Annotated in this window: 16 protein-coding genes and 1 tRNA gene; 12 read left to right on the top strand and 5 right to left on the bottom strand. The window is 65.0% G+C overall.

Annotated features, from left to right (window positions below; genetic code table 11):
• The first annotated feature begins 222 nt into the window (after positions 1-222).
• Both VI08_RS12390 and VI08_RS12385 read left to right on the top strand, forming a co-directional pair.
• A tRNA-Ser gene (locus VI08_RS12390) sits at positions 223-312 on the top strand.
• 469 nt (positions 313-781) lie between these two features.
• Complete coding sequence (locus tag VI08_RS12385; RefSeq protein WP_045829889.1) at positions 782-1,198, top strand: hypothetical protein; 417 nt, start codon at positions 782-784, stop codon at positions 1,196-1,198.
• Between the two features lie 47 nt (positions 1,199-1,245).
• Here the strand turns inward: VI08_RS12385 and VI08_RS12380 are convergent, their stop codons facing one another.
• Entirely contained in the window at positions 1,246-3,609 is a 2,364-nt protein-coding gene (locus VI08_RS12380) for a glycosyl hydrolase family 95 catalytic domain-containing protein (protein ID WP_045829888.1), read from the bottom strand.
• A 258-nt stretch (positions 3,610-3,867) separates the two neighbouring features.
• Between VI08_RS12380 and VI08_RS12375 the strand changes: the two genes are divergently transcribed.
• Both VI08_RS12375 and VI08_RS12370 read left to right on the top strand, forming a co-directional pair.
• On the top strand, positions 3,868-6,765 hold the full coding sequence (locus VI08_RS12375; RefSeq protein WP_045829887.1) for a TonB-dependent receptor: 2,898 nt from the start codon (positions 3,868-3,870) through the stop codon (positions 6,763-6,765).
• An 11-nt stretch (positions 6,766-6,776) separates the two neighbouring features.
• A complete protein-coding gene (locus tag VI08_RS12370; protein ID WP_045829886.1) occupies positions 6,777-7,982 on the top strand; it encodes a glycoside hydrolase family 27 protein in 1,206 nt (401 codons plus the stop codon).
• Positions 7,983-8,011: 29 nt separating this feature from the next.
• On the opposite strand, the gene VI08_RS12365 is transcribed toward VI08_RS12370, so the two are convergent.
• Positions 8,012-8,467: a hypothetical protein gene (locus VI08_RS12365; RefSeq protein WP_157006706.1), complete on the bottom strand. Its 456-nt coding sequence runs from the start codon at positions 8,465-8,467 to the stop codon at positions 8,012-8,014.
• A 111-nt stretch (positions 8,468-8,578) separates the two neighbouring features.
• Here VI08_RS12365 and VI08_RS21805 point away from each other — a divergent pair, with 111 nt between their 5' ends.
• The 3 genes from VI08_RS21805 (at position 8,579) to VI08_RS21365 (ending at position 14,451) form a co-directional block, all read left to right on the top strand.
• Positions 8,579-9,883 carry a hypothetical protein gene (locus VI08_RS21805; RefSeq protein WP_157006703.1) on the top strand — a complete coding sequence of 435 codons (1,305 nt, stop codon included), beginning with the start codon at positions 8,579-8,581 and terminating at the stop codon, positions 9,881-9,883.
• Between the two features lie 304 nt (positions 9,884-10,187).
• A complete protein-coding gene (locus tag VI08_RS21800) occupies positions 10,188-11,846 on the top strand; it encodes a hypothetical protein (RefSeq protein ID WP_157006699.1) in 1,659 nt (552 codons plus the stop codon).
• Complete coding sequence (locus VI08_RS21365) at positions 11,836-14,451, top strand: DEAD/DEAH box helicase (protein WP_084621479.1); 2,616 nt, start codon at positions 11,836-11,838, stop codon at positions 14,449-14,451. Before VI08_RS21800 ends, VI08_RS21365 begins: the two co-directional genes overlap by 11 nt.
• On the opposite strand, the gene VI08_RS12350 is transcribed toward VI08_RS21365, so the two are convergent.
• A complete protein-coding gene (locus VI08_RS12350) occupies positions 14,440-15,975 on the bottom strand; it encodes a cryptochrome/photolyase family protein (protein ID WP_045829883.1) in 1,536 nt (511 codons plus the stop codon). The genes VI08_RS21365 and VI08_RS12350 overlap by 12 nt on opposite strands.
• A 198-nt stretch (positions 15,976-16,173) precedes the next feature.
• Here VI08_RS12350 and VI08_RS12345 point away from each other — a divergent pair, with 198 nt between their 5' ends.
• A complete protein-coding gene (locus VI08_RS12345; protein ID WP_045829882.1) occupies positions 16,174-19,020 on the top strand; it encodes a sensor histidine kinase in 2,847 nt (948 codons plus the stop codon).
• On the opposite strand, the gene VI08_RS12340 is transcribed toward VI08_RS12345, so the two are convergent.
• Entirely contained in the window at positions 19,017-20,804 is a 1,788-nt protein-coding gene (locus VI08_RS12340) for a cation:proton antiporter (protein ID WP_045829946.1), read from the bottom strand. The genes VI08_RS12345 and VI08_RS12340 overlap by 4 nt on opposite strands.
• A 126-nt stretch (positions 20,805-20,930) precedes the next feature.
• Here VI08_RS12340 and VI08_RS12335 point away from each other — a divergent pair, with 126 nt between their 5' ends.
• Positions 20,931-21,143 carry a hypothetical protein gene (locus VI08_RS12335; RefSeq protein ID WP_045829881.1) on the top strand — a complete coding sequence of 71 codons (213 nt, stop codon included), beginning with the start codon at positions 20,931-20,933 and terminating at the stop codon, positions 21,141-21,143.
• A gap of 65 nt (positions 21,144-21,208) precedes the next feature.
• The gene (locus tag VI08_RS12330) at positions 21,209-22,939 is read left to right on the top strand and encodes a diguanylate cyclase domain-containing protein (protein WP_045829880.1); all 1,731 of its coding nucleotides are present in this window, start codon (positions 21,209-21,211) and stop codon (positions 22,937-22,939) included.
• Positions 22,940-23,108: 169 nt separating this feature from the next.
• Here VI08_RS12330 and VI08_RS12325 read toward each other — a convergent pair whose 3' ends face one another.
• Positions 23,109-23,867, bottom strand: coding sequence for an SDR family oxidoreductase (locus tag VI08_RS12325; RefSeq protein WP_045829879.1), 759 nt, complete (start codon positions 23,865-23,867; stop codon positions 23,109-23,111).
• A gap of 96 nt (positions 23,868-23,963) precedes the next feature.
• Between VI08_RS12325 and VI08_RS12320 the strand changes: the two genes are divergently transcribed.
• Positions 23,964-24,908 (top strand): LysR family transcriptional regulator, encoded by a 945-nt coding sequence (locus tag VI08_RS12320; protein ID WP_045829878.1) that lies wholly within the window; start codon positions 23,964-23,966, stop codon positions 24,906-24,908.
• Between the two features lie 126 nt (positions 24,909-25,034).
• On the top strand, positions 25,035-25,382 hold the full coding sequence (locus VI08_RS12315) for a hypothetical protein (RefSeq protein ID WP_045829877.1): 348 nt from the start codon (positions 25,035-25,037) through the stop codon (positions 25,380-25,382).
• The last annotated feature ends 6 nt before the right edge of the window (positions 25,383-25,388 follow it).

Below are 25,388 nucleotides of genomic sequence, written 5' to 3'. Positions count from 1 at the left end.
CTGCGTCGCCGGTCGTGCAAATTTCCTTTTTAACATGGCAATTTCCTGCAACAGTCGCCGTTGATCCGGTCAGACATCGAAGAGCGAGGTTTTGATGCGGCGAAGGTGAGCGGTTAAGGAAGCAAGGTGCGCAGTCGCGTCTCCTAAGCCACAAGCAACCCATTCAGGTACAATCTCCGCGCCGGGTCAATCCCGGGGCGCATTCACGGCGCGGTAAAACACGGAGGGATGGCCGAGTGGTTTAAGGCAGCAGTCTTGAAAACTGCCGTAGGTGTAAGCCTACCGTGGGTTCGAATCCCACCCCCTCCGCCATCCCGTTGGGTGGCGCTTCAACCCGACCAGGACGGATGCATGAAAGGGACCTTCTTCTTTTGCCGGCTAGGCGTGGCCGGCGCGCATTGTAAGCTTGCCGAACACAGGCTACTAAGGAATGGTATGCACCTATGCCGCAGGCTTTTAAGCGTATGTTCGCTCGTGACGATCACGAGCCTGGCGTCGGCATGCAGCCTCTTCGACTTCACACCGCCAAAGCCGGACGACACGGGCGCGGTACGCGTCAGCTGCAGCATGATGACCGGCGGCGGAACCGATTACATGGCTTCTTGCGACGAGCGCGCGAGGGAAGCGTGTGATGGTCCTGCCTTGCTGCTTGAGTCAAGCTTCGGCGCGCCGCAGAGCGATCCAAAGACCGGCTTCCCGGTGGCGGGTAGTTTGCAATCTGGTGTGGCGCGGTATCAATGTACACCCCGGTAGCCTCCCAAAGAAACGAAGGACCGTGCCGATGATGGAACTACGACGTGGGCCGCTGCCAACAACTACCCGCCTCGCCATCATGGGCATCGCGCTTGCATGCGCTGGATGTGGCAAGGACTGGGCGGTCGTTTGGCAATCGAAGGCTGTTTCGCCGTCGGGGACATATGCGGCGACCGCGGAGACCATACAGAATAGCGGCCCCGGCACGGCATCCGTCGGTACCGCGGTCAAGATAGGCTTCGCCGATGGAGAAGGCACGCCGGTCGATGTACTAACGGTGGCAAACCCGTCCGCTGCCAATATCAATGCACTGCGCATCGACATGATATGGCGGGACGAACACCATCTGGAGATTATTTATCCGCCGGACGCCAAGCTGGGTTTCCGCGCCGATTTCTACGCAGACATCAACATCATCGCCCATCCCTCCGCATTACCCCGCTGAGGAACACACGCCCAACGCGAGTCCCGTGGGCTTGGTCACCACAGCGCCTAAACGCTTAGCGTCACCGAGCCACCGGGATCCAACGAAACCTCCTTCGTCCACGCCCCGGCTTTCAGCGTCGTCTTCCCCCCGCCCACGCTGCGCACCGTCACCACCGTCACCTTCCCATCCACCCACGCCAGGTCGACGCGGAACCCACCCCGCGCGCCCAGGCCGACAACGCTCCCCCGCGCCCGCCAGGCGTCCGGCAACGCCGGCAACAACTCGATCAACCCCGGCCGCGACGACATCACCATCTCCAGCATCGCCGTGGGCGTTCCGTAGTTGGCATCAATCTGGAATGCCTCGCTCGTGGCATCCAGCTGGTACATGTCGAACAGGTTCAACGCCGTGCCGTTGGTGAGGTGTTCCGACGGCTTCAGGTTGGTGATGACAAGCTCATACGCCTTCGCCGCATTTCCAAGCCGCGCCCAGCAAATCGCCCGCCACGCGCAGGCCCAGCCGTACCCGCCCGTCCCGCGCGCCTCAAGCAGCCGTTTCACGCCTTCGATCAGGGCGGGCGAGCTGCCGTCCACCCGTATCCGGTCGCCCGGGAAGAACCCGATCAACGGCGAAAGGTGCCGGTGCTCGTGTTCGCCCAGGTCGTCCGGCGTCATCCATTCCTCGAGCCAGCCTGTCTTGGGGCTCACCTGGGGCAGGTAGAGTTTCGCCTGCAACTTTCCGATGGCGGCCGCGTACGCCGCATCCTTGCCCAACAGCGAACACGCCTGCCGGTAATTCTCGAACAGGTCCCACACCAGCTCCTGCGAATACGTATTGCCCTTGGCATCGGTCGGCCCATGCTCGGGCGACCAGTCCGCGTCATCGACCAGCACTTCGCGCATGGCGCCCGAAGCAGGGTCTTTCACCGACACCGTAAGCAGCCGTGACGCCCAGAACTCGCACGCGCCCTTCAGCACGGGGTAGATCCGCGCGAGATACCCCCGATCCGGGTTGTACTGGTAGTGCTGCCAAAGGTTGTTGCACAGCCACGCATTGCCGGCCGGGTGCCAGCGCCAGCCACCACCGCCATAGATATTGGTGGAGATGCCCACGGCCCACCCGGCGATCTTGCCGGTGCTGTTGCGGTAGCTGTTGCGCGGGTCGTTGAAGTGCTCGCGGGTCGAGGCGGTCCATGCAGGCAGCTGGCTGAGGCAATAGGCAGTGAACGGCTCGAAGCAGGCTGGCAGGCCGGCGCGGTCGGGCAGCCAGTAGTTCATCTGGATATTGATGTCGCCGTGGTAATCGGCCATCCACGGCGAGGTGTTGCTGTCGAGCCACAGGCCCTGCAGGCCGGTTGGCAGGCGGTCGCGCGAGCCCGCGATGGTGAGGTAGCGGCCGTACTGCAGGTAGGTGGCCTCGAGTTCGGGGTCGGCGGGCGAGCCGGGCGCGGCCCGCGCTTTCAGGCGGGTCCAGGTATCCAGCCCGCGCTGCGCCTTGCTCGACGTGCCGAAGTCCACGCGCATGGCGTCGAACAGGGCGCGGTGGTCGGCGACGTGCGTGGCCAGCAGCGTCGCCGGCGTTTCCCGGGCGGCCGCGTTGATCTTCTGCATGGCGAGCTGCAGCGGGTCGAGCGAGGCATCCATGTAGCCCTTGGCCAGCTCGGGCGTGTAGTTCGTCCCACCGCACACGATGACGGAAAGTGCGGAGCAGTTCGCAAATCGAAGGCCCTGGCCGCTGGCCGTGACGGTGCCGTCCGCTGCCGAGGCCTGCACGGCCGCCGCATAGCGCAGCCCATTCGCCAGCACGCCGCTGAAGTGGCACGCCGTGCCGTCGGCGCGCGACGTGTCCCCATGCATGCCTTGCAGGGCAAGCGACCCGGTGAAGGCGCCGCCGCCGCCCTGGGTGAGCTGCAGCACGATCACGTCATCGGGGTGGCTGGCGTAGGCGGCCCACGCGTAGGCGATGCCATCTTTCGTGTAGCTCACGCGCAGCACGCCCTGGCCCAGGTCGAGTTCGCGCCGGTAATCGTTGACGAGGGCCGCATCGTGCCCCTCGATGGTGAGGTGCAGCCGGGCCAGCATCACCAGGCTGCCGAAGCCCGCGGTGGTGTATTCGAACTGCCCGTCGTCGCCCAGCGGCACGTCGCGCTTGCCCAGCCACATCGAGCCGTCGGTGAGGTACAGGCAGGTGGCGGCGGGGTCGCCGCCCACCAGCGCCCCGATGCGACCGTTGCCGATCGGCAGGCCTTCACGCAGGAGGCGGGTTTCCGCAGCGGGCGTGCCGTACCAGAGGGCATGCGTGGTGGTGGCCGGTGCCAGGGGGCCGGTAGGGCGCTTGACGGGGCCACCCGCCGCAAAGCGGGGCAGGGAGAGCCAGGGGAGGAGGGTTGCCGCGGTACCTGTCAGGCCAAGGAACCGGCGACGATCCATGGGGCGCTCCCTTCAAGAATTGGATTTGTAAGACAAATAAATCTAAACCGCTGGTATGGCGCCTGTCATGTTGCAACGCAGCTTGTTCGGCGTGCCAGATTTAGGTGACGATCAATAAATACTACAAATGAACGGTCGCTGCTGATCGGGGATGTCAGGGCTTCTTGGTGCTGTCGGGGGGACAGCGCCCATGGGTCCAGGGGCGGCAAGCCGCAGGTGCTCGTTGGGGTGTTCCACTATGTCGGGGAGAAGGTAGTCATGAAGCTGACGAAACTCGCGGTCGCCGTACGGCGGTCGCTGGTGGCGACGAGTGTCGCCTGTTTGGTGGGTTTTGGCGCGCCAGCGCTTGCCCAGGACGCGGCCCCTGCCGCCGCGTCATCCACCGCCACGCCGCCGCAGCCCGCGGCACCGGCCAAGCCGGCCAAGGCGGGCACCACGGATGGTAGCGACAAGAAGATCACCGACCTGGGTGGCGTCTCCGTCACCGGCCAGCTCGCGGCGTTGCAGCGCGCGCAGGCGATCAAGCAGGACGCGGTGAATGTCGTCGATTCCATCTCGGCGGAAGAAACCGGCAAGTTCCCCGACCCGAACGTGGCCGACGCGCTCCAGCGCGTGCCGGGCGTGTCGGTGAACCGCAGCGGCGGTGAATCCAGCCAGGTGGCCGTCCGCGGCTTCGGCCCGGAATTCGTCGCGGTGACCGTGAACGGCCGGCCCATGGCCACGGCCTCGGGCTCGCGTGCCTTCAACTTCGACGTGTTGCCGTCGGAAATCATCAGCGTGGCCCAGGTGGCCAAGACCTCGTCGGCCGATATCAACGAAGTGGATATCGGCGGCGTGGTGGACATCCAGACCGCCCGGCCGCTCGACTTCAGCGGCTGGCGTGGCGCGTGGAGCCTGGCGGGGGTCAACAGCAACCTCGACGGCGACTGGAAGGGCAAGACCACGCCCAAGGGTTCGGGCCTGGTCGGCTGGACCAACAACGACCATACCTTCGGCTGGATGGCGTCCGCGCAGTACTACAAGCGCAAGGATATCCAGCTCAACACCCAGGCCAACTCCTGGTACGAGAACCAGAACATCTCGGATCTGTCGGGCCTGAACGATCCGCGCTACACCAACGTGGCCGTGCCCGAGACGCTCGCCAGCAACATCCTGGACGAGACGCGCACGCGCAAGGGTGTCAGCGGCGCCATCGACTGGAAGCCCATCGACCAGCTCACGGTGCAGTTCGATACCTTGTACTCGAGCTACAAGGTGGATGCCATCGAGCACGAGTTCGGTGAGTACGGCAACACGGCCGATATCCAGTCGCTGACCACCGACGAGAACAACACGGTGACCAGCTTCGTGCGCAAGGCGGCCGGTGCGAATGTCATGGCGAACGATTACGTCGCCTCGTACGCGCCAAGCTATGAAAAGAGCTACCAGAACGGCCTGAACCTCGGCTTCGACATCGACCAGACGACGCACCTGAGCCTGGATGTGTCCACCTCAAAGGCGTGGAACAAGGAAAGCCCGGATGGCTACTTCCTTGTGGTCGGTGCGAAGAACTTCGGCACGAATCCCACCTGGACGAACGGTGGCAACAGCGTGCCGCCGAGCTACTCGAACATCCTTTCGCCGACGGCCACCGACAACCTGACGGCGCATTGCTGCAACGCCGGCTCGGGTAACAACGTCACCAACAAGATCAACAACTATCAGTTCAAGTTCGACAAGCAGTTTGACGATAGCGTGCTCACGCGCCTCAGCGCCGGCGTGCAGTACACGAAGGAGTACGTGAAGTCGGTGAGCTTCGGCACGCCGGACAGCATCCTCTGCAACGCGTACTGCGGCTACCAGGTGGCCGTGCCGCCGGATGCCATCGGTGCGTATGTCTACAACGTGCCCGACAGGGTGCATGGGGTGACGTCGCCGGGCCTGCCTGATTCGTTCATCCAGTACGATCCGCGTGCCTATCTTTCATGGCTGACCACGCCCGCCGCCTACAACCAGCTCTCCCCCGAGAAGCGTGACGCGTTGCTCGCGGGCCTGGCGGCCAATGGCGGCACGTTCGATGCGGCGGTGAACCCGGGTAGCTACAACTACGTGGGCGAGAACGAGAAATCGTTCTTCACCAAGGCCATCTTCGAAGGCACGATGTGGAACATGCCGTGGACGGTCGATGCCGGCGTCCGCTACCTCGATGTCGTCTCGACGTCGACGGCCGTGAACCGCCCACCCATCACCTACCGCGTCGACCCGAACGACACCAGCAACGGCCAGGTCACCTACGGCCCCCTCGCGCCGCAGTCCGATGGCGGTGGCTACCACAAGTGGCTGCCGGCCCTGAACTTCAAGTGGAACCTGCTGGATAACCTGGTGTACCGCTTCTCCTATTCGAAGACGATCACGCCGCCGCAGCTGAGCAACCTGTACTACAACAAGAGCTTCGGCACGCGCCCGAACTCCCTCACCATCTCGCAGGGCAACCCGCAGCTGCAGCCGTACACGTCGCGTAACTTCGACATGGGCCTGGAGTGGTACATCGACGATGCCAGCTACGTGGCCATCGAGGCGTTCCACAAGAAGGTCGGCAACTTCAGCACCCTGGTGAGCACGCCGATCAACTTCCTGACCAACGAGAACACCGGCCAGCCGTTCGTCTGGACCCTGACCCAGCCGATCAACCTCAACTCGTCGAAGATCTACGGCGGCGAGGCCACGTTCAACTACCAGTTCAAGAACCTGCTGCCCGATCCGTTCGATGGCCTGGGCGTGGCGCTGAACTACACCCATGTGAAGAGCAGCACGAACCTCAGCCCGGGCATCATCGCGGCCTCGGGCAAGTTCGCGGTGCCGGGCATCGGCGATTCGGCCAACGCCAGCGTCTACTACGAGAAGGGCCCCATCCAGGTGCGCGCCGCCTACAACTGGCGCGGCAAGTACCTCGAGAGCCTGTCGTACGGCGCGGGCGCCACGCCGGCCACGCGTAGCGCTTACGGCCAGATCGACCTGAGCGCCAGCTACGCCGTCAACAAACACCTGTCGATCTTCGCGTCGGGTACCAACCTGACCCACGAGCACCTGTACGACTACTCGGAATACCGCAACCGCTTCCTCTATGCCGAGGCGGATGGCACCGTGTACACCGTCGGCGTGCGGGGTACCTTCTGATGGAGACAACGATGCGACATACCCTGGCCAATGGCCTCAAGGGCGCGCTGCTTAGCGCCCTCGTCGGTACGGCGGCCTTCACCATGGCGCCAGCGCAGGCGGCCGACGAGTTCGCCAACCAGCTGCCGCAGATGGGCTTCAACAACTGGAACTCCACCCACTGCCGGGACGAGTTCAACGAGCAGATGATCCGTGGCATCGCTGACAAGTTCATCAGCCTGGGCCTGAAGGACGCCGGCTACACCTACGTCAACGTGGATGACTGCTGGGCGAACTGGAAGCGTGGCGCGGACGGCAAGTTGCAGCCGAACCCCAAGCGCTTCCCCAGCGGCATCAAGGCGCTGGCCGAGTACATCCACTCCAAGGGGCTGAAGTTCGGCGTGTACTCCAGCGCGGGCACCTCCACCTGCGAGCCCCTGCAGGAGAACCGTGGCTTCCCCGGCGGCCTGGGCCACGAGAAGGACGACGCGGCCTCCATCGCCTCGTGGGATGTCGATTACCTCAAGTACGATAATTGCCACAACAACAAGCTCGACGCGCACAAGCGCTACACCGACATGGCCGAAGCGTTGCGCGCCACGGGCCGGCCCATCTTCTTCAGCATGTGCGAGTGGGGCGAGAACAAGCCGTGGCTGTGGGCGTCGAAGGCACCGGTGGGCGCCCAGTCGTGGCGTACCACGGGTGATATCACCGACACCTACGCGTCGATGCTGAAGATCTTCAAGCAGAACGTGGTGCTCGACCAGTACGCCAGCATGGGCCACTGGAACGACCCCGACATGCTCGAAGTGGGTAACGGCGGCATGACCGACGTCGAATACCGCAGCCACTTCAGCCTGTGGTCCATCATGGCATCGCCGTTGCTGATCGGCACCGACCTGCGCACCATCAAGCCCGAGGCGCTGAAGATCCTGCTGAACAAGGACGTCATCGCCATCGACCAGGATCCGCTTGGCGTGCAGGGCAAGCAGGTGCGTGATGCCGAGGGCATCCATGTCATCGTCAAGCCGCTGAAGGATGGCGGCAAGGCGGTCGCCGTGTTCAACGAAGGCGACAAGGCGAAGGATGTCACCGTCACCGCGGCCGAGCTTGGCCTGAAGAAGGGTGGCGCGTACACCATGCGTGACCTGTGGGCCCACACCGATAGCAAGGGTGATGGCTCGATCACCGCGAAGCTGGAACCGCACGCCACCGTGATGTACCGCATCCACGAGTGACGTGCCGCGGGCCAGCCGGCTGGGGTGACTCAGCCGGCTGGTGCCGCACTGCGCAGTTCAGGCGGGAGCCTGGCGACAGGGCAGTAGTGGTAGACCGTCGGGTCCTGCGAGGTGATGGCGAAGCGGCCCGGCCCCTTCACGTCGACCGTCTGCTTTTCTGTATACGGCTTGCCGGGGCCGGCACCGGCATCGACGCACGTCTGGCTCACTTCATACGTGGCCCCTTTCCCCGCGGCCTTCTGCGACGCCACGGTGGCCACGCACTCGCGCGTATGCGCCGTGCTGATGCCCTTGCCATCGTATTGCTTGATCGCCGCGTTGGGCGGTGATGCGCAATCGGTACCTTTCGCCACATAGATGCCGGGGATGAGGTGGTAGACGCCCGTCGGCTTCGGGGCGCTGCTCGTGGCAGCTGCTGACGCAGTGGCGAGCAGGCCGGCGAATAGAAGGGAACCGGCCATTGGCATCGCAAAGGTTCGGGTCATCTCGTATTCTCCTGATTTGGAACCAGCATCTACTTTTGCGCGCAGTTTGGGCGTGAAAGGATCGGGCGGGGCGTCGTAACGACGTTTGGGTACATCAAATTGGGGTTCGATATGGCAGATGGCGTTGCCTATACCGAGGAATTCGGTTCTCGCGGGTGGTTTTTATTGCGTCCGCACGCTGTTGGGAGAACCATTCGTACGCGTACGCTTGGGCTAGGCGCGACCGTACGGGCTTACAATGAATTGGCCGTTCCCGGCCTTGGAGGCATCTGGTTTGGTAAGCCGCTCGTGCTTGCCCTCGTCGGGATCGATCTAGCGGAGCGAAGTGGCTCGCAGCCCATCGTCGTGGCGAACGCCATTGAGGCCATTGGCTGCAAAGTGGCGCTTGCGCATCGCAGGTGGGTTGCGCACCCAATGCTTCGAGGTAGCCAAAAGCTGAAGCGCCACGGCGCTGGAAGTGAAGCCTTTAAGACCGTCGCAGCCCCAGGGTATTACGTATCTCAAACCATGCGACAGCAAACCATACAGCCCTTGGTATCCCTGGGCCTTGTGAATGCGAGAAACGATCGGTTCAACAGCTTCACTGTTTCTGAAGCGGGTGCGTGCTTACTCGCCGCTTTCTATTCGAGCTATAGGCCATCGAAAGTCCTTCTTGACGCTTATCTCATGCGTTGGGTCAAAGGTGAATCGCTTAACCTCGGTTCAAGCACCGCACGCCAGGCGCTCTCTCCCGACGTTAGGCTTCCGAAGGAGTGTCGTCTCCAGCTGATTAATCGCTTGCGTGCTCCGGACGGCGTGCATGGCTCGGTGCGTAGGCTGGAAGCACTGGAGTGGATGAAGACACTGAACGAGGGTTCCAGAATCAGCTGGGAAAGGCCGCCCGCCATGCTTGCCAGGGACCACTGGCTCGATTTGTCTGAGGGCGCCGCCTTTACCCAGGTGCGCGACTCGGCCATAGCCGTCCTCAACTGCTTGGAAAGCTTACTCGGGCGCACCAGTACCGCGCGACTCAAGCTTAGCCAGGGCGATGAGCGACTTGAAGGCCATCTCGACAGCCTCAGGCATCTGGCCCGGGCCTTCCTCGGAGGTGAACGTGATAAGCAGTTCACGCGAGAGGATGCACGTTCGTTTTGTCTTGACTGTTGCGATGAGTCTGATGTCAGCTTAATCCGAATGCTCGTCATGCGCGATGGGCGAGTACTTAGACTTTCAGGTAATGATGTTGTGCCGGGCCACGCGTTCGTTCAGGGGGCGAATTCGATGGCCGATGGTACAGAGGGCGACAGGTCTAACGACGAAGCGCAACGTGCTGACGGGGTAAAATGGCCAGCCGGGGCGTCGTATCGCTTGGGAAACCTCTACAGCTTATGGCACGACCTTGGTGGCAACGTGGGTATGTTCGACTATGCCAGCTAAGCCGGGGCGTGACGGTCGAATCGAGCGATCCTTGGTCGAGTGCTTCGCTCCGCGTGACGGCTTCAGAGGTGTTTTTGGCTGGCTGTGCGGATACTCGGCGGATGCAGCGTTCCTTAACCTCGCTGCGGAGGCGTTCTCTGGCGCCACGGATGCACAGAGAGCAGCGTCTGGGCAGGTGGTCCTTGCGGCGATGCTCGACCCTAGTGCAGCGCAAGTCCCGTCTACCGCGGCGCCGGGGCTGCTCCATATGCCAATGCTTCCGTCGGCTCGTCGAAGCTTTCGCTTATTACACGCGAAGTTGGCCTTGCTGGTCTTTCGCTCGACAACCGGTTTGGCCAGCTGGGAGGTGCGGCTTGTCGTCAGCACAGGCAACTGGACACTCCAGACCCTCACATCGAGCCTTGATCTTGCGTGGATTGGCACCGTGGACAGCTCGGCAAGCCTGCGATCGCAGGGCGACGCGGCTGATGTCGCGGCGGCATGGAGATTTATAGAACAGTTGTTGCCGCTGTTCGATCAAGGTGCCTTGGGCGATCTTGGCAAAGATACGCCAACTTTGTCTCACGTCGAATCAATGTACGCGAAGGAACTACTCGCTTCGGTACGGGATGGTGCTCCCGCACGACCCCGAAAGTTCATTGATAATCAAAGTAAGGCGCTAGTCAGTCAGCTCGCCGCGAGAGTGGGGCGCTTCGGTGGCAAGCGTCGCAACTATATTGCACTCGGCTCGGGATTCTTTGAGTCAGGTACAGTCAGTGATCGGGTGCCTGGCGTTCTGGAGAAAATCGTTGCCAATCTCTCTAATGCCGGCCATTTGACTCCGCGCGCCAACGTTGCGATCGTCGTTTCTCCCGAGGCTTGCCAGAGCGTGGCAACCAGCGCGGCCGCGATCCAGGCCAAGGGCTGGAAGATTGTCCCGGCTGTTTCTCCCGCTCATCTCGGCGAGAATCCGATTGCGTCCCTCCATGGTAAGTTTATTTTCAGTGCAATGTGGAATGACAAGGATAAGCGGGGCAACAGTTCCTGTAAGCATGCGTGGTTATACCTTGGCTCCGGGAACCTTACGAAACCCGGGTTCCTGAGTCCAGCCGGGGCGAGCGGGAATCTGGAAGCAGGCGTTATTGTTGGCATCGAGGGCATGATTTGGCGCGATATCAAGGAAGCGCTGCCGTTTGATCCACTTTCAGGTCATGAGCTCAGCCCAGAGGATGTCGCTGGAGGCGACCCAATGGAGGAAAAGCCAGATGCGTTCATCGCGGCGCCGGTATCCATCTTTACGAGTGAGCAGATTTCCCCGTCAGGTGATTGCTGGCTGACTCCTCAAGGTACATGCGATCAGTATTTTCACGTTCGGTCAGACGCCGGGTTAATCATCGAAGCGTCTCATGGAAGGTTTCTTTGGCATGGATCCCTTCCACGCGAAGTCTGCGTGGTCTGGGCCGGCAGCCGTACTGCGCTTATTCCCGTGGTAGACGAAAAAGGGCGCATTGCCGCGGTGCCATTGGGACGAATGGAGATCGAGGACGTACTTTCGCAGATTGAGCTATTCCCCGCTGGATGGATTGTCGACGATCCGTCGCCAGATCCGTGGGTCGGGAATGACGTCGGCGGAAACGCAACCACGCCGTCTCCCGCAACATCAGCGAGCTATCCGATCCGGCAGGCGATGGTCCTTGTTGAGAGTATCGCCGAGCGCCAATGCGCGCTGAGTTCTGCTGAATGGCCCGGGTGGTGCGTGCGCCTCGGGACGGCTTTATTACAAGCACGAGGTACCAATGTTGCTGTCTATTGCAAGATGCTTGGTATCAATGTCTTGAGTCCGTTGCGTCAGTCGCCGTTCCGGCCCGAGCATTCGTGGGAGCCAGGCTCCAACAAGATTTACGAGGCGATGCTGAGCGAGGTGGAACAGGCGTGGGGCTTGTCCGGGCTTCCTTCTATAGAGGCCGACACGAATGCTCTCTAGCTGGCTTGATGTCTCGAAGGCGCTTGGAGGTGCAGCGGCTGGTGCCGGCGATGAGCGATTGAATGCCGGGCAGCGCGCCACGCTGGTGGGTATCGCCGCTCGCCTGCCAGACCACGGCGTGCTCATCGCAGATGAGGTTGGCATGGGTAAGACGCGTGTCGCCGTGGAGCTGGCTAAGGCAGTGATCCAGGCAGGTGGCAGGGTCGCGGTGCTGGTACCTCCAGGCCTTGGATATCAGTGGAAGGATGAGTTCAGGCAGGCTGGAGTTCAGACTCCTGACCTCATCCGTGGACTGACGTCTTACATGGCGGCGTGGAGCCCTGGTCGCGCATCGTCAGTCAAGCCTTGGTATGACGAACCCATCGTCCTCATATCCCACAGATTTGCGAACTTCCGAAGGCCTAACAATGGCGGCCCGCTGGGGCAAAATTTGCATCGTGAGCTCATGATTGAGTGGCAGCGACGTCATGGAGAGGCTCCAAGACGTAGGACCCCAGTGGATGAGGCTACGCGATGCGCGGCGATAGACATTCTTTTGCACGTCTTGGACCGGAAAGGTCATGGGCGCAGCTTGCTTTCGCGCCTTGCCGGAGACTACAAGAAAGCATCAATTCGAAATCCCAAGGAAAAAGGCGAACTTGAGGCAGTTCTTTTTCCTAGCCTGTCTTTGGGCATGGGCGAGTTTGAGCTAATCATCATTGATGAAGCGCATAAGGACCGAGGTGATGACAGCGGACTTTCAAAGCTGCAAGGCTCTGGGCTGGTCGCCCAGCCGGCGCAGACGGCAAGGCGAGTTGCGCTAACGGCGACTCCCGTGGAGCTTTCGCATGTGCAGTGGGCTGGCTCGCTGGCACGGATCGGACTAAGAGCCGAGGTCATCGATCCCATCACTCGCGCCATTGAGGCCTACAAACTTGCCTGTGACCGCCTCAGGACGACATGGCGTGCCAGTGACGAGTGTCGGGCGCGTTTCGCTGACGCGGCTCGCACCTATCAGAGCGCGCTTGGAAAGTACGTGTTAAGGCGAGACAAGGGTGAGGATCCGTACATCCAGAAATTCGTGGATCGAACCGGCGGTTCCAGCCACTATCGACAGGAAGAGTGTGTCTTCGTTGATACGCCCAGTCTTTCGCATGAATGGAAGGCTGCGATATGCGCGTCTGAGGCACTGAGCGTGGTTGGTAAGGGCGGTGGGTCCGAGAGCCTTTTGCGCCATAGGTTGACCATGGCGAGCGGCCATGGGGCGATGACGTCGCTTGACGTTCTTTGGTCGTCTGCGAAGGACGATGGCGACGTGTCGAACTTGCCGTCCCATGTAAAAAAAGAGAACGAGGCGAAGGTGGCGCGCGCGAACTGGTGGATTCAGGTTCTGGGTGGCGTCTCTCGCGTGACAGAAGATTCCGACACAATATTATTGCAACATCCGAGGATCAAGGCGGTTGTTGAGGTCGTCGAACGGCACACCCTTAGGGGGGAGAAGGTGCTCGTGTTCGGTCGATTTGTCAGGCCGCTGCGCGCGCTGACCGTTCTTTTGAACGCCCGGGAGCTTTTGCGTCGGGTTCAACACGGCGCGCACTGGCCCCAGGAAGCCGTCCATGGTCGTCACGATGGTGGTCTCGAGCACTCGGACTGGCCCGCGGTCAGGGTGGCATATAGTCAATTGGCAGAGGCGGGAGAAATTCCTGATGTGGATCTGGCAGAACTTGATGAGCGATTGCGGCGTAACTATGAAAAAGGGGAGGGCGCGCGCCAGCTCATTCGTGAGCATCTGGTTGATTGGTTGATTTCAACGGCACATGAGTTACGTCCTGTATCAAGGGCGGCGCTTGAGGGCTTGCACCGATCTTTGGGCAAAAGCGGCTCATCGGCTTCCGTTGCGAAGCTTACGCGCGCGCTCTGCGAGCATGTAGGTGACGAGGCTGGTCTGGGACAAACGGCCGACTGGGCGGGTGCATTTGATGAGCTTATCAATGCCTGCATTGACCAGGATCGATTTATAACCAAGGACGAAGCGGTTTCGGATGAAGATTCAGAACGCCGCAACGATCGTACCTGGAGCGAAGTCGAGCAGTATCTGGAAGACGAACTGGCAGCACCCACTGGAAAGTTTGCGCGCTTAATGTATGGCGCGACCGGTCAGTCCACACGCCGACTGCTGCAGCTGGCCTTCAACCGGCCCAATAGCTTCCCGCGTGTTCTAGTGTCGCAATCGGTTGTTGGCCGAGAGGGCCTGAATCTGCATCGCGCATGTCGCTGCGTTGTCCTGATGCATCCTGAGTGGAACCCTGGCGTCGTTGAACAGCAGATTGGCAGGGTGGACCGCGTAGGATCGCTCTGGGAACAAAAAATGCGTGAATGGCTGGACGATAATGAGAAGGGCGGCGAGCCGCCAAGAATCGAGATCCACCCGGTAATCTTCTCAGGTACCTACGATGAACATCATGTCCAGGTCTTGCGGGATCGGCAGGCCGACTTCTACGCACAGCTGTACGGAAGGGTGTTTGCGAACGAGCCGGGCCTCACGGACTCAGAGAAAGCGATCCAGGCGGAAATTCAAGCTGCCGTTCCTAACTTTTCGCCCACGCGACCGGATTCAGTCGGTTGATGACGAGAGGGTATCGCGGAGCTCCCGCGCTTGCGCGCGGATCTTGCCGAGCTTGCCTTCGGGCAGGCGGTCGAGCGATCGCCACTGCATGGCAGCGCGCGGGTGGTTCCAGAACCGCGTGCGGTGCCGGTCGAGGAAATCCCAGTACAGCGTGGTGAAGGGGCACGCCGTGGGCCCCAGCGCTTCGCCCGGGTCGAACCGGCAACCCTGGCAGTAGTTGCTCATCCGCTCGATGTAGCGCCCGGACGCGGCGTAGGGCTTGGATACCATGCGGCCACCGTCGGCAAACTGGCTCATGCCCAGCGTATTGGGCGCCTCCACCCATTCCACGGCGTCGACGTAGACGGCCAGGTACCACTCGTGGATCTGTTTCGGTTCCACGCCTAGCAACAGCGCGAAATTGCCCGTCACCATCAGCCGCTGGATGTGGTGCGCGTAACCCGTCTGCAGCGTCTGCGTCACCGTCTCGCGCAGGCAGGTCATGTCGGTATCGCCCGTCCAGTAGAACCAGGGCAGGGGCGCGTGGGCGCGCAGCGCGTTGCTGGCCAGCAGGCGCTCGGGCGCGAGCCAGTACACGCCGCGCACGTATTCCCGCCAGCCCAGGATCTGGCGCACGAAGCCTTCGACGGCGGGCAGGCCCACCTTGCCCTGGTCGTACCGTGCCAGCGCGGCATCGATGACTTCGCGCGGATCGAGCAGCCGCAGGTTCATGCAGGCGGAAACGCGCGCGTGGAAGAGGTAGGGCTCGCCGGTCCACATGGCGTCCTGCCACTGGCCGAACGCCGCCAGGCGGTGTTCCATGAAATCGTCGAGCGCCTGCAGGGCGGCATCGCGGGTTACCGGCCAGTCGAAGCCCGTGAGCTCGCCGGGGTGGTCGGCAAGCGCCCTGGCCACGTCGGCAAGCGCCGACGCCGTCAGCTCGTCGGGCTCGAAGCCGATGGGCCGCGGCACCCAGCCCGGGCCTTCGCGGCCGAAGTGCCCGCGGTTCTCCGCGTCGAAGTTCCAGCGGCCGCCGACCGGCTTGCCGCCGTCCAGCAGGATGCCGTGGCGTTGCCGCATCCACCGGTAGAAGTGCTCCATGCGCAGCTGCGTCTTGCCCCTGGCCCACTCGTGGAAGTCCGCCGTGGCACAGAGGAAATGCCTGTCCGGCCGTTCCACGTACTGCACGCCGCGTGCCTTGCAAGCCGCCTGGATGCCGGCCCTGAGCCGGTGTTCCCCGGGCCGCACGATGACGAGGCGTTCGGGCGTGTGTTCGTCCAGCGCGGCCGCGAGGTGTTCGACCAGGTCACCCGGCCCGTGGTCATCCAGCCGTGTGTAGAGCAGGGGAAAGCGCTGCCGCAGTTCACTGGCGAAGTGCCGCATGGCGGCGATGAACAGCGCGCTGCGCGCCTTGGTCGACCACACATGCGTCGACTCACCCAGCCGCTCGGCCATCCACACGCAGTCCGCCGCCTCGTCGAAGTCGTCGAACGCATGCGAATCAAGATTGAGTTGATCGCCAAGGACCACGACCAGGTGGCGCATTCCGCTCACTCCAGGGGGTGTCGCGGGAAGTCTGGCCCGCGCGATGTCACGGGGGCATGACGCCGTTGCACGTTTCTATCGCCGGCCCGCGTTTTTTGGGCGATCCTGCCGCGGTGCCGTCGCATGGCGGCAAAAGCCTTCGCGTGGCCGCGGTGATTTGGTTTACTCGACCGCATCGGTTCCGATCGGGCAGGGCACGTGTTCAAGCGCATCGTTCCAGGTATCGCTTTCGCCATGGCGTGTGCCGTGGGGGTGGCGCCTGCCACGCCGATCGGGCTATTCCAGCTCCAGCACAGCGTGGTGCAGCCGGGGGGCGAGCCGCTCGGCCAGATACTGTCGATGGCGCAGGACAGCGACGGGTTCCTGTGGCTGACCACGCACAATGGCGGGCTGCTGCGCTTCGATGGCCAGCAGGCCGTCGCGCCTTACGCCGGCCCGCTGGCGTCGTTCCCCGCGCCCATGGCGATCCTGCTTGGGCCGCGCGGCGAAAGCCGCGACATGTGGGTGGGCCACAGGCGCAATGGCATCACGCACATCGTCGATGGCGTCGTGACGCACTACGAGGGCGGCGCGTTTCCACCGGGCACGGCCTTTGCCATCAAGCGCGATCGCGCGGGCATCGTCTGGGCCATGACCACCGGGGGCGTGGCGCGCTTCGTCGATGGGGCATGGCAGGGCCTGCCGTCGTCGTTCGGTTGGGCGAAGCCGCACCCGGAGAACATGGTCATCGACGCGGCCACGGGCGATGTCTACGTGCAGGATGCCGAGCAGGGGGCGCTGGTGTCGCGCGGTGGCCAGGCGCCGTTCAAGGCGGTGCCCCGCACCGAACTCGACCACGCCGCGGCGGGCCTGCCGGCCGGCGTGCCGTGGACGCTCAGCCAGGAAGACGACGGGCAAGCCAGGATGACGAGCGACGGCGCGCTCTGGTTCTCGCCCACCGAGGGCATCGACCGCTTCACCTGGGCAGACGGCCCCGTCCGGGGCACGCCTGCCGTGCACGAACACATGAGCTATGCCGACGGCCTGTCGGGCGGCCAGGTGATGGATGTGCTCGAGGACCGCGAGGGCAACGTGTGGCTCGCCACCGACAAGGGGCTCGATCGCTTCCGCCGGCCCCATTTCACGCCGCTGGTATTCGATCGCCCGCTGGGCCGCCCCATCATCACGCCGATGCCCGATGGCTCGCTGTGGATCACCAGCAACCGGCGCCCGCCACTGCGCTATGCGGAAGGCCGGCTCACCGCCATGGACGCCCTCGGCGATGGCATCTCGTCGGTTACGCCCATGGCCGATGGCTCGGTGCTGGTCGCGGGCCTGGGCGGCGTGCGCCGCTGGCACGGTGGCGCGGTGCAGGCCGTGGCGGTGCCTGCCGCCCTCGCGCACGTCGGCACGCGCTTCAAGCAGGTGATCGAGGATGGTGGCGGGGGCTGGTGGGTCACCGCTGCCACGTTTGGCCTTTACCACGTCGAGCATGGCGCGTGGACGCGCGTGAACGGCACCGCGGGCTTTCCGGACGAGACGCCCGCGCTCATGCGCCGCTTGCCCGACGCGACCATTGGCTTCGCGTACGGCTCGGGCCGGTTCCTCGCGTATGCCAACGGCCGCGCGCACGCCATCCCGGGCATGGCCGAGGTGGGCGTGGGCGCACCGCTGGCCTGGCTCATCGAGCCGGACGGCATGTGGGTGGGCGGCACGCATGGGCTCGCACGCATCGCCCATGGCGCCGCGCATGCCGTGCGTGCCGCCGGCGGCACGCCGTACCGCGATGTCAGTGGCATCGCCCGCGACACGGCGGGCGCCGTGTGGCTTTACCACCACGATGGCGTCGACCGCATCGGTGGCGGCAGCCCCGTCCACATCGCGGTGGGCGAGGGCATTGGCGAAAACCCCGCGGGGGCCTACACGCCGTCGAGCCTCATGGTGGATGCCGCCGGCAAGGTCTGGGTCGCCGGCGGCGACGCCGTGGCCTGGATCGATCCGGCGCACGTGGTGCTCAACACGGTGCGCCCGTCGGTGAAGGTCGACGCGCTTGTCGCCGACCAGGCCGTGCGCGCCGCGGCGGCGGGCGAAGTCATCCCGGCGCTGACGCGCACCCTGCGCATCGACTACACCGCGCCCATGCTGCGCTGGCCCGAGCGTTCCCGGTTCGAGTACCAGCTGAGCGGGGTGGACGAGGGCTGGCAGCAGGCCGACACGCGGCGCAGCGCGTACTACACCAACCTTGCGCCGGGCCGCTACGCGTTCCGTGTGCGCGCGTTCAACGAGGATGGCGTGGGCAGTGCCCAGGATACCGTCTACCACTTCCGTATCGCGCCCGCGTGGTACCAGACCTATACGTTCCTCGCGTGCGTGGGCCTGCTGGCCATCGCCGCGGCGTGGCTCGCCTATCGCTACCGCGTGCGTGCGCTAACGCGGCGCCTGCGGATCCGCATGGACGAGCGTGAGCGCATCGCCCGCGACCTGCACGACACCTTGCTGCAGGGTTTCCAGGGCCTTGTGCTGCGCTTCCAGGCCATCGAGCGGCACGTGGCCGACGCGAAGGTGAAGGCGATGATCGACAAGGCTCTCACCCGTGCCGATGCCGCGCTGGTGGAAGGGCGCGAGACGGTCGCCCTGCTGCGCGATAGCGCGGAGGCGCAAGGGTCGCGCAACCTGGCCGCGGCACTCGCCGGCATCGGTGTCGAACGTGCTGACCTCAGTGCCGCCTCGTTCCGAGTGACGGCCCACGGGCGGCCACGCGAGCTGGCCGCGGATGTGTTCACGAATGCGGTGGCGATCGCACGCGAGGCGGTGCTCAACGCCTTGCAGCATGCCGCGGCGCCGTCGGTCGCCATCGAGGTGGGCTATGGGCGGCGCACGTTCTCGCTGCGCATCGTCGACAACGGCCGCGGCTTCGACCCCGCGGCCGAGCGCCATGGGCATTGGGGGTTGCTCGGCATGCGCGAGCGCGCCCGCGCGGCAGGGGGCGCGCTCGTGATCGAGGCCGTGGCAGGCGGTGGCACCGCGGTATCGTTCCGCTGCAAGGCGCCCCGCGCCTACCTCTAGGCCTGCGGGGGCACCAGCACGATCACCGTCCAGCCGGGCCGCGGCTCGATCGGCCGCACGCCGGTCGCCACCCGCAGGTCGCCACGCGGCTCGATGCCGAACAGCAGCACCGCGTTGTTGCCGTTCTGCGCAAGGAAGCTCGCCCAGTCGAACGCGTCGCTGAGGCGCGTGGTCTTCACCCGCCAGCCGGCTTGTAACAGATCGTCGAAGCGCGCGTGGGTCATGTCCTCGGCGAACAGCGCCGGGGCGAGCAGGCTGCCGGCCAGCGACACGCGCCCATGGCTTTCCTCCGGCGCGAGGTTACGCAGGCGGAACACCTTGTCGCGGCCAAACTCCTCGCGGTAGTGCACGCTGACGAGTGAGTTGAGCTCGCGGTGCGTGGACATGGCCAGCAAGTGGCCGATACCGGCGAGGTCGAGGTTGCGGTCAGCCGCCTGCGAAGCGGGGTTGCCAAAGAAGGTGGGCACGCCTTCCATCCGCGCGGTGCGGATGCCGTGCCAGTCATCGTCGGCCACCACCACGCGCAGGCCCTCGATGGCGTGCAGCGCGCGGGCCACTTCCAGCGCCACCGCGTTGGCGCCATAAAGCAGCACGCCCCGCGGCTCGGGTTCGGCCACGCGCAGCCAGCGGGCGAGCGGCCGCGCCGTGGCGCTCTGGAACACCACGGTGCCGATGATCATGAGGAACACCAGCGGCACGAGCTTGTCCGCGCCGACCATGCCCGTGTTCTCGAGGCGGATGGCGAACAGGGCCGACACCGACGCCGCCACGATGCCGCGCGGCGCCACCCATGCGATAAGCGCGCGCTCGCGCCATGCCAGGCCGCTGCCGAGGCTGGAAACGAACACCGACAGGGGGCGCACCACCACCTGGGCCACGGCGAAGATGGCCAGGCCGCCGGCCAGCGCGCCATCCGGCAGCGGCCAGTCCAGGCGTGCCGCGAGCAGGATGAACAGCGACGACACCAGCAGCGTGGTCAGGTGCTCCTTGAAATCCATGATGTCGTCGATATGCACGTCGCGCATGTTGCCCAGCGCGATGCCCATGATCGTCACGGCCAGCAGGCCGGATTCGTGGGCGGCGGCGTTGGCGAGGCTGAAGGTCAGCAGCACGGCGGCAAGGGTGCCGAAGTTCTGCAGGTACTCGGGGATCCAGTGCCGGCGTAGCAGGTTGCCGTGGATGAACGCCGCGATGGCGCCGATGGCGGCGCCGCAGGCTACCGTGGCCAGGAACACCTGCAGGGAGTGCCCCTCGCGGTGCGAGGCGATCGCCTCGTACACCAGCACCGCGAACAGCGCCCCCACGGGGTCGATGACGATGCCTTCCCAGCGCAGCACGTTGGCGATGCGCGCGTTGGGCCGTACGGTGCGCAGCATGGGCGCGATCACCGTGGGGCCGGTGACGCAGGTCAGCGCTCCGAACAGGAACGACAGTTCCCAACCAAGGCCGCCGATATAGTGCGCGGCCCCCGCCAGCAGGACGAGGGCCAGCACGGCGCCGTAGGTCACCAGCCCGCGCACGGCGTGGCCGATGCCTTTCAATTCGTGGAAGCGCAGGGTGAGGCTGCCCTCGAACAGGATCACGGCCACCGCCAGGGAGACGACGGGGAAGAGCAGGTCGCCCATCACCTTGTCGGGCCGCAGCAGGCCCGTGACCGGGCCGGCGATGATCCCGGCGAGGAGGAGGAACAGGATGGCAGGCAGGCGCACGCGCCACGCCAGCCACTGGCAAAGGAAGCCGATGCCAAGCATCAGGGCAAGGAGCATGCCGAGTTCGATAGTCATGCCGCGCATGGGACCCGAACCAGCGTGATGGTGCGGTGCAACCGCCAAGCCGGCTTGCGGGTTTTACGGATGCGGCGGCCCGCCCGCCCGGCAAGAATGCAGCCGGGGAAACCAGGAGCACCACCGATGGCCACGGACACCGCGCCGCGTACCGATACCTTCCGCACCTTGCAGCAGCTGGCCGATACGGCCTTGCTGGCGCGCTCGCCGCTGGACGAAGACGACTGCCGGGCGCTCGAAGGCGTGGGCCTCGTCGCCTCCGACGATGGCTACTGGCGCATAACGGCCAAGGGCCGGCAGGCGCTGTCCATGCGCCCATTCGGCATGCACGGCAGGTAATCGGCAGGCCCAACGCCGGATTCACCTCGGCGGGGCACCATCGTGGCATCCACCGGGAGGGTGCCATGTCCGACCCCGAAGAACTCAGGCTAAGCCGGCTGCATGAACTGGGCGTGCTGGATACCGCGTCCGAGGCGTTTTTCGACGCCCTGGTGCAGGCCGCCGCCGAGGTGGCCTGCATGCCCATCTCACTCGTCACGCTGATCGATCGCCACCGCCAGTGGTTCAAGGCCAACATGGGCCTGGCCGGGCTGAGCGAGACCCCGCGCGAATACGCGTTCTGTGACCACGTGGTGCGGGCATGCGCCACCATCCAGGTCACCGATGCGCGGCTGGACCCGCGCTTCGCCGACAACCCCTTCGTCACGGCGGAGGGCGGCATCCGCGCCTACACGGGCGCGCCGCTCATCCTGTCCGACGGTACGTGCGTCGGCTCCCTCTGCGTGCTCGACCGCGAGCCGCGTACCCTGGCCCCCGACCAGGTGCGCGTCCTGCGGCACCTCGCCCAGGCCGCCTCGCTGGCACTGGAACAGCGGCGCGACCTCGTGCACCAGCGCGAGACCGCCGAGGCCGAGGCCGTCCACGCGCGCGCGCTCGAAGCCGAGGTGCAGGCGCAACGGCAGTTCCTGCAGCGCACCGGCGCCATCGCCGGGGTCGGCGGCTGGGAATTCGACCTGGCGAGCCAACGCGTGCTGTGGTCCGAGCACATCTGCCGCATCCACGACATGCCCACCGGCTACCAGCCCACCCTGGCCGAGGCGCTGTCGTTCTATGCGCCGGAGGTGCAGGAGACGATCACCCAGGTGATGGACCAGGCCATCGTCGATGGCGAATCGTGGGATATCACGGTGCCGATGAAGACGGCCGCGGGCAGGGATACCTGGGTGCGGCTGGTCGGTGCCGTCGAGACGGAGGGCGGGGTGGCCGTGCGCCTGGCCGGCGCCGTGCAGGACGTGACCGAGCGCAAGCTGGCCACGCTGGCCATGGAGGTCAGCGAGCGGCGCTTTCGCAAGCTGTTCCAGTATTCCCTTGGCCTTATCTGCACGCATGCGCTCGATGGCGAGATCCTGTCGGTGAACCCGGCGACCGCGGCGTCGCTCGGTTACGAAGTGCACGAACTGGTGGGCCGCAACCTCGTCGACTTCATGCCGCCCCACCGCCAGGAGGCACTGTTCGCTTACCTCACGCGCATCTGCGTCGAGCATACCGACACGGGCGTGCTCGACCTCATCGCCAAGGACGGCAGCAAGCGCTACTGGCGCTACCAGAACGTGCTGGACGACGACGCTACCGAACCCTATGTGCTTGGCCACGCGCAGGACGTGACGGAGCACATGCGCACCGAGCGTACGCTCGTGGAATGGTCGACCAAGGATCCCCTGACCCAGGTGTACAACCGCCGGTACCTCGGCACGCTCGAGCACCGTGACGCCGCCGCCGCGCCATGGGGTTGCCTCGTGGTCGACCTCGACCACTTCAAGGGCATCAACGACACCCATGGGCACGCGCGCGGCGACGAAATCCTCGTCGATGCGGCCGCCGTGCTGCGGGCGGTTTGCGAGGAGGGCGATGCGGTCGTCCGCATGGGCGGCGACGAGTTCCTCGTGGTGCTGGCGCGGCCGGGGCGCATCCCCGATGTGGTGCGCGACATCGCGCGGCGCATGGCCGGGCGGGAGTGGGCCATGAGTGTAGGGGCGGCCGTCGCCGAGCCGGGCGATACGATGGACCAGGTGATCGCCCGCGCCGACGGGGCGCTTTACACCCGCCGGGCTTCGGAGCGGGCCGCGCGGCATTGACGCGCGGTGCCCGGGGCAACGCTGATTGAGCGGCCGCTTCGCGTCGTCTTTACGATCCCCACCGCATGATCAGCTTGCCCGACGAGGCCGGCTCCAACGCCAGGCCCGGTCGGGCACCGGGGCGGCCCTTCACCTTCGGGTGGGGCCGCCCTGCTTATATGCGCGGCACTTATACCTGCGCCGCGCCACCGTCGACGAAGAGCTCGCTGCCGTTGACGAAGCTGGCATCGTCCGAGGCCAGGAAGACGGCGGCCTTCGCGACTTCCGCCGGCTCGCCGACCCGGCCCATGGGCACCTGCGAGGCAAGGTAATCCAGCAGGCCCTGCTGCTGGGCGGCATCCGGGCCGGCCAGGTCGACGAGGCCGGGCGTGTGGATCGGGCCGGGGCTCAGCGTGTTGAAGCGGATCTTGCGGGCTTTGTCGACGTCGAGGATCCAGTTGCGGACGAACGAGCGCACGGCGGCCTTGGTGGCGGCGTAGACGCTGAAGGCCGGCGTGCCGCTGCTGCCCGCCGTCGAGCCGGTGAGGATCACCGAGGCGCCATCGGCCAGGATGGGCAGGGCGGTCTGCACCGTGAACAGGGTGCCTTTCACGTTGCGGTTGAACGTATCGTCGAAGTGCTCCTCGGTGATGCCACCCAGCGGGATCATGGAGCCGCCGCCGGCGTTGACGAAGAGCACGTCGATGCGGCCGTCGGCGCCCTGGATGGTGTCGACGAGGTGCTGCAGGTCGGCCGGCTTCGATGAGTCGACCTGCATGGCGACGGCCTGCGGGCCGATGGAGGCGGCAGCGGCGTCCAGCTCCGCCTTGCGGCGGCCCGTGATGTAGACCTTCGCGCCCTCAAGCGCGAACTGGCGCGCCGTTGCGAGGCCGATGCCGGTGCTGCCGCCAGTGACCACGGCGATCTTGTTTTCGAGTTTGCGTGACATGGGGTGTCTCCAGTGATGAGTTGATGGAGAACATGGTATCGACGCACCCATGGCAACGAAATAGAATCAATTGCAAAGTATCGTTGCAGGAATGGCATGTCCAAGCTACCCGACTTCGAAGGCCTGGCGCTGTTCGCGAAAGTGGCCGAGTGCCGCTCGTACGCGGGGGCCGCCCGCGACCTCGATCTCTCGGTTGCCACGGTGTCGCGGGCCGTCGCCCGCCTTGAGAGCCGCCTCGGCGCGCGGGTGTTCAACCGCACCTCGCGGCAGCTGGCGCTGACGGCCTTCGGCAGCGCCTTGCTCGAGCGCGCCACGCGGCTTTACTGCGACGCCGAAGAAGCCGAGGCCCTGGCGCGCGAGCAGTCGGCCTCACCGCGCGGCACGGTGCGGCTGGCCGTGCCCATGGCGTTCGGCATGCGCTGGGTGGCACCGACCATCCCCGGGCTGCTCGAGCGTTACCCCGATCTCTCGCTCGACCTGCATCTTTCCGACGCGCCGGTGGACCTCATCGGCGACGGCTTCGATGCCGCGCTGCGCATCGCGGTGCTCCCCGACTCCTCGCTTGCGGCACGGCGGCTTTGCACGGTCTCGCGCTTCATCGTGGCCGCGCCGGCTTACCTCGCGGCACACGGCACGCCGCGGCACCCGCGTGACCTGGACCCCGCGCATTGCCTTGCGTATGCGTTGCGTGCCGGCAGCGACGTGTGGCGCTTTCGCAAGGGCGGCAAGGATGCCGTCGTGCACCCGATGGGCCGGCTGCGGGTCACGAACTCCGACGCCTTGCTCCCCGTGCTGCTTGCCGGGCAGGCCGTCGCCGAGCTGCCGGAATTCATCGCCGGCGAATACCTGCGCGACGGCCGCCTCGTGGCCCTCATGCCCGACTGGAAGCAGGCGATGGGTGGCCTCTACTTCGTGAGCCCCACCACGCGGCACCGCCCGGCGAAAGTCGAGGCGGTGGCCAACTACTTCGCCGAGGTGCTGGCGCAGCCGGCATGGCAGTGGAACGAGAACCATGCGAAAGACACGAAATCGGCAAAATAGGTCAAATACGGCACTTTTGTGTCACGCGTCACGCTTCGATCCGCCGCCGCCTGAGTAAAAACAACCACTTGTAGTTGGCATAACTCGTGCTGTGCCCCCTTTATAGATCTTGCGAGGGGACGGCCCATGGCCAGCGACGCTTACCAGGAATATCCCGTGGCTGACGCATTCGCGCCGGGTCTGTCGGTGCCTGCCGACTACGCGGCGCCTTCTTCCCCGGCGGAGCTGGTCGGCGATGCCGTGGCCTTGCTTGCGGCCCTGCGCGCCGCTGACCTCGCCGAGGCGGCCTTCTGCGCCAACCGCGTGCGCGGCGCCGCCCTCGACAACCATTCCGACGCCACGCGCGCCGCGGCCGAAGCGCTGGAGTACGCGCTGATCGCCTGCGGCGACTGCGATGCCGGTCCCGTGTTCCGCGCCTTCCAGGCGCTTGTCTGGGCGATGACCAGCGAAGGATGGGTCGCCACCACGATGTAACCGCTG

Source organism: Luteibacter yeojuensis (assembly GCF_000964085.1).
Taxonomy (GTDB): Bacteria; Pseudomonadota; Gammaproteobacteria; order Xanthomonadales; family Rhodanobacteraceae; genus Luteibacter; species Luteibacter yeojuensis_A.
The sequence above is the reverse complement of the archived record's forward strand: the minus strand, read 5'-3'. Positions and strand labels throughout refer to the sequence as shown.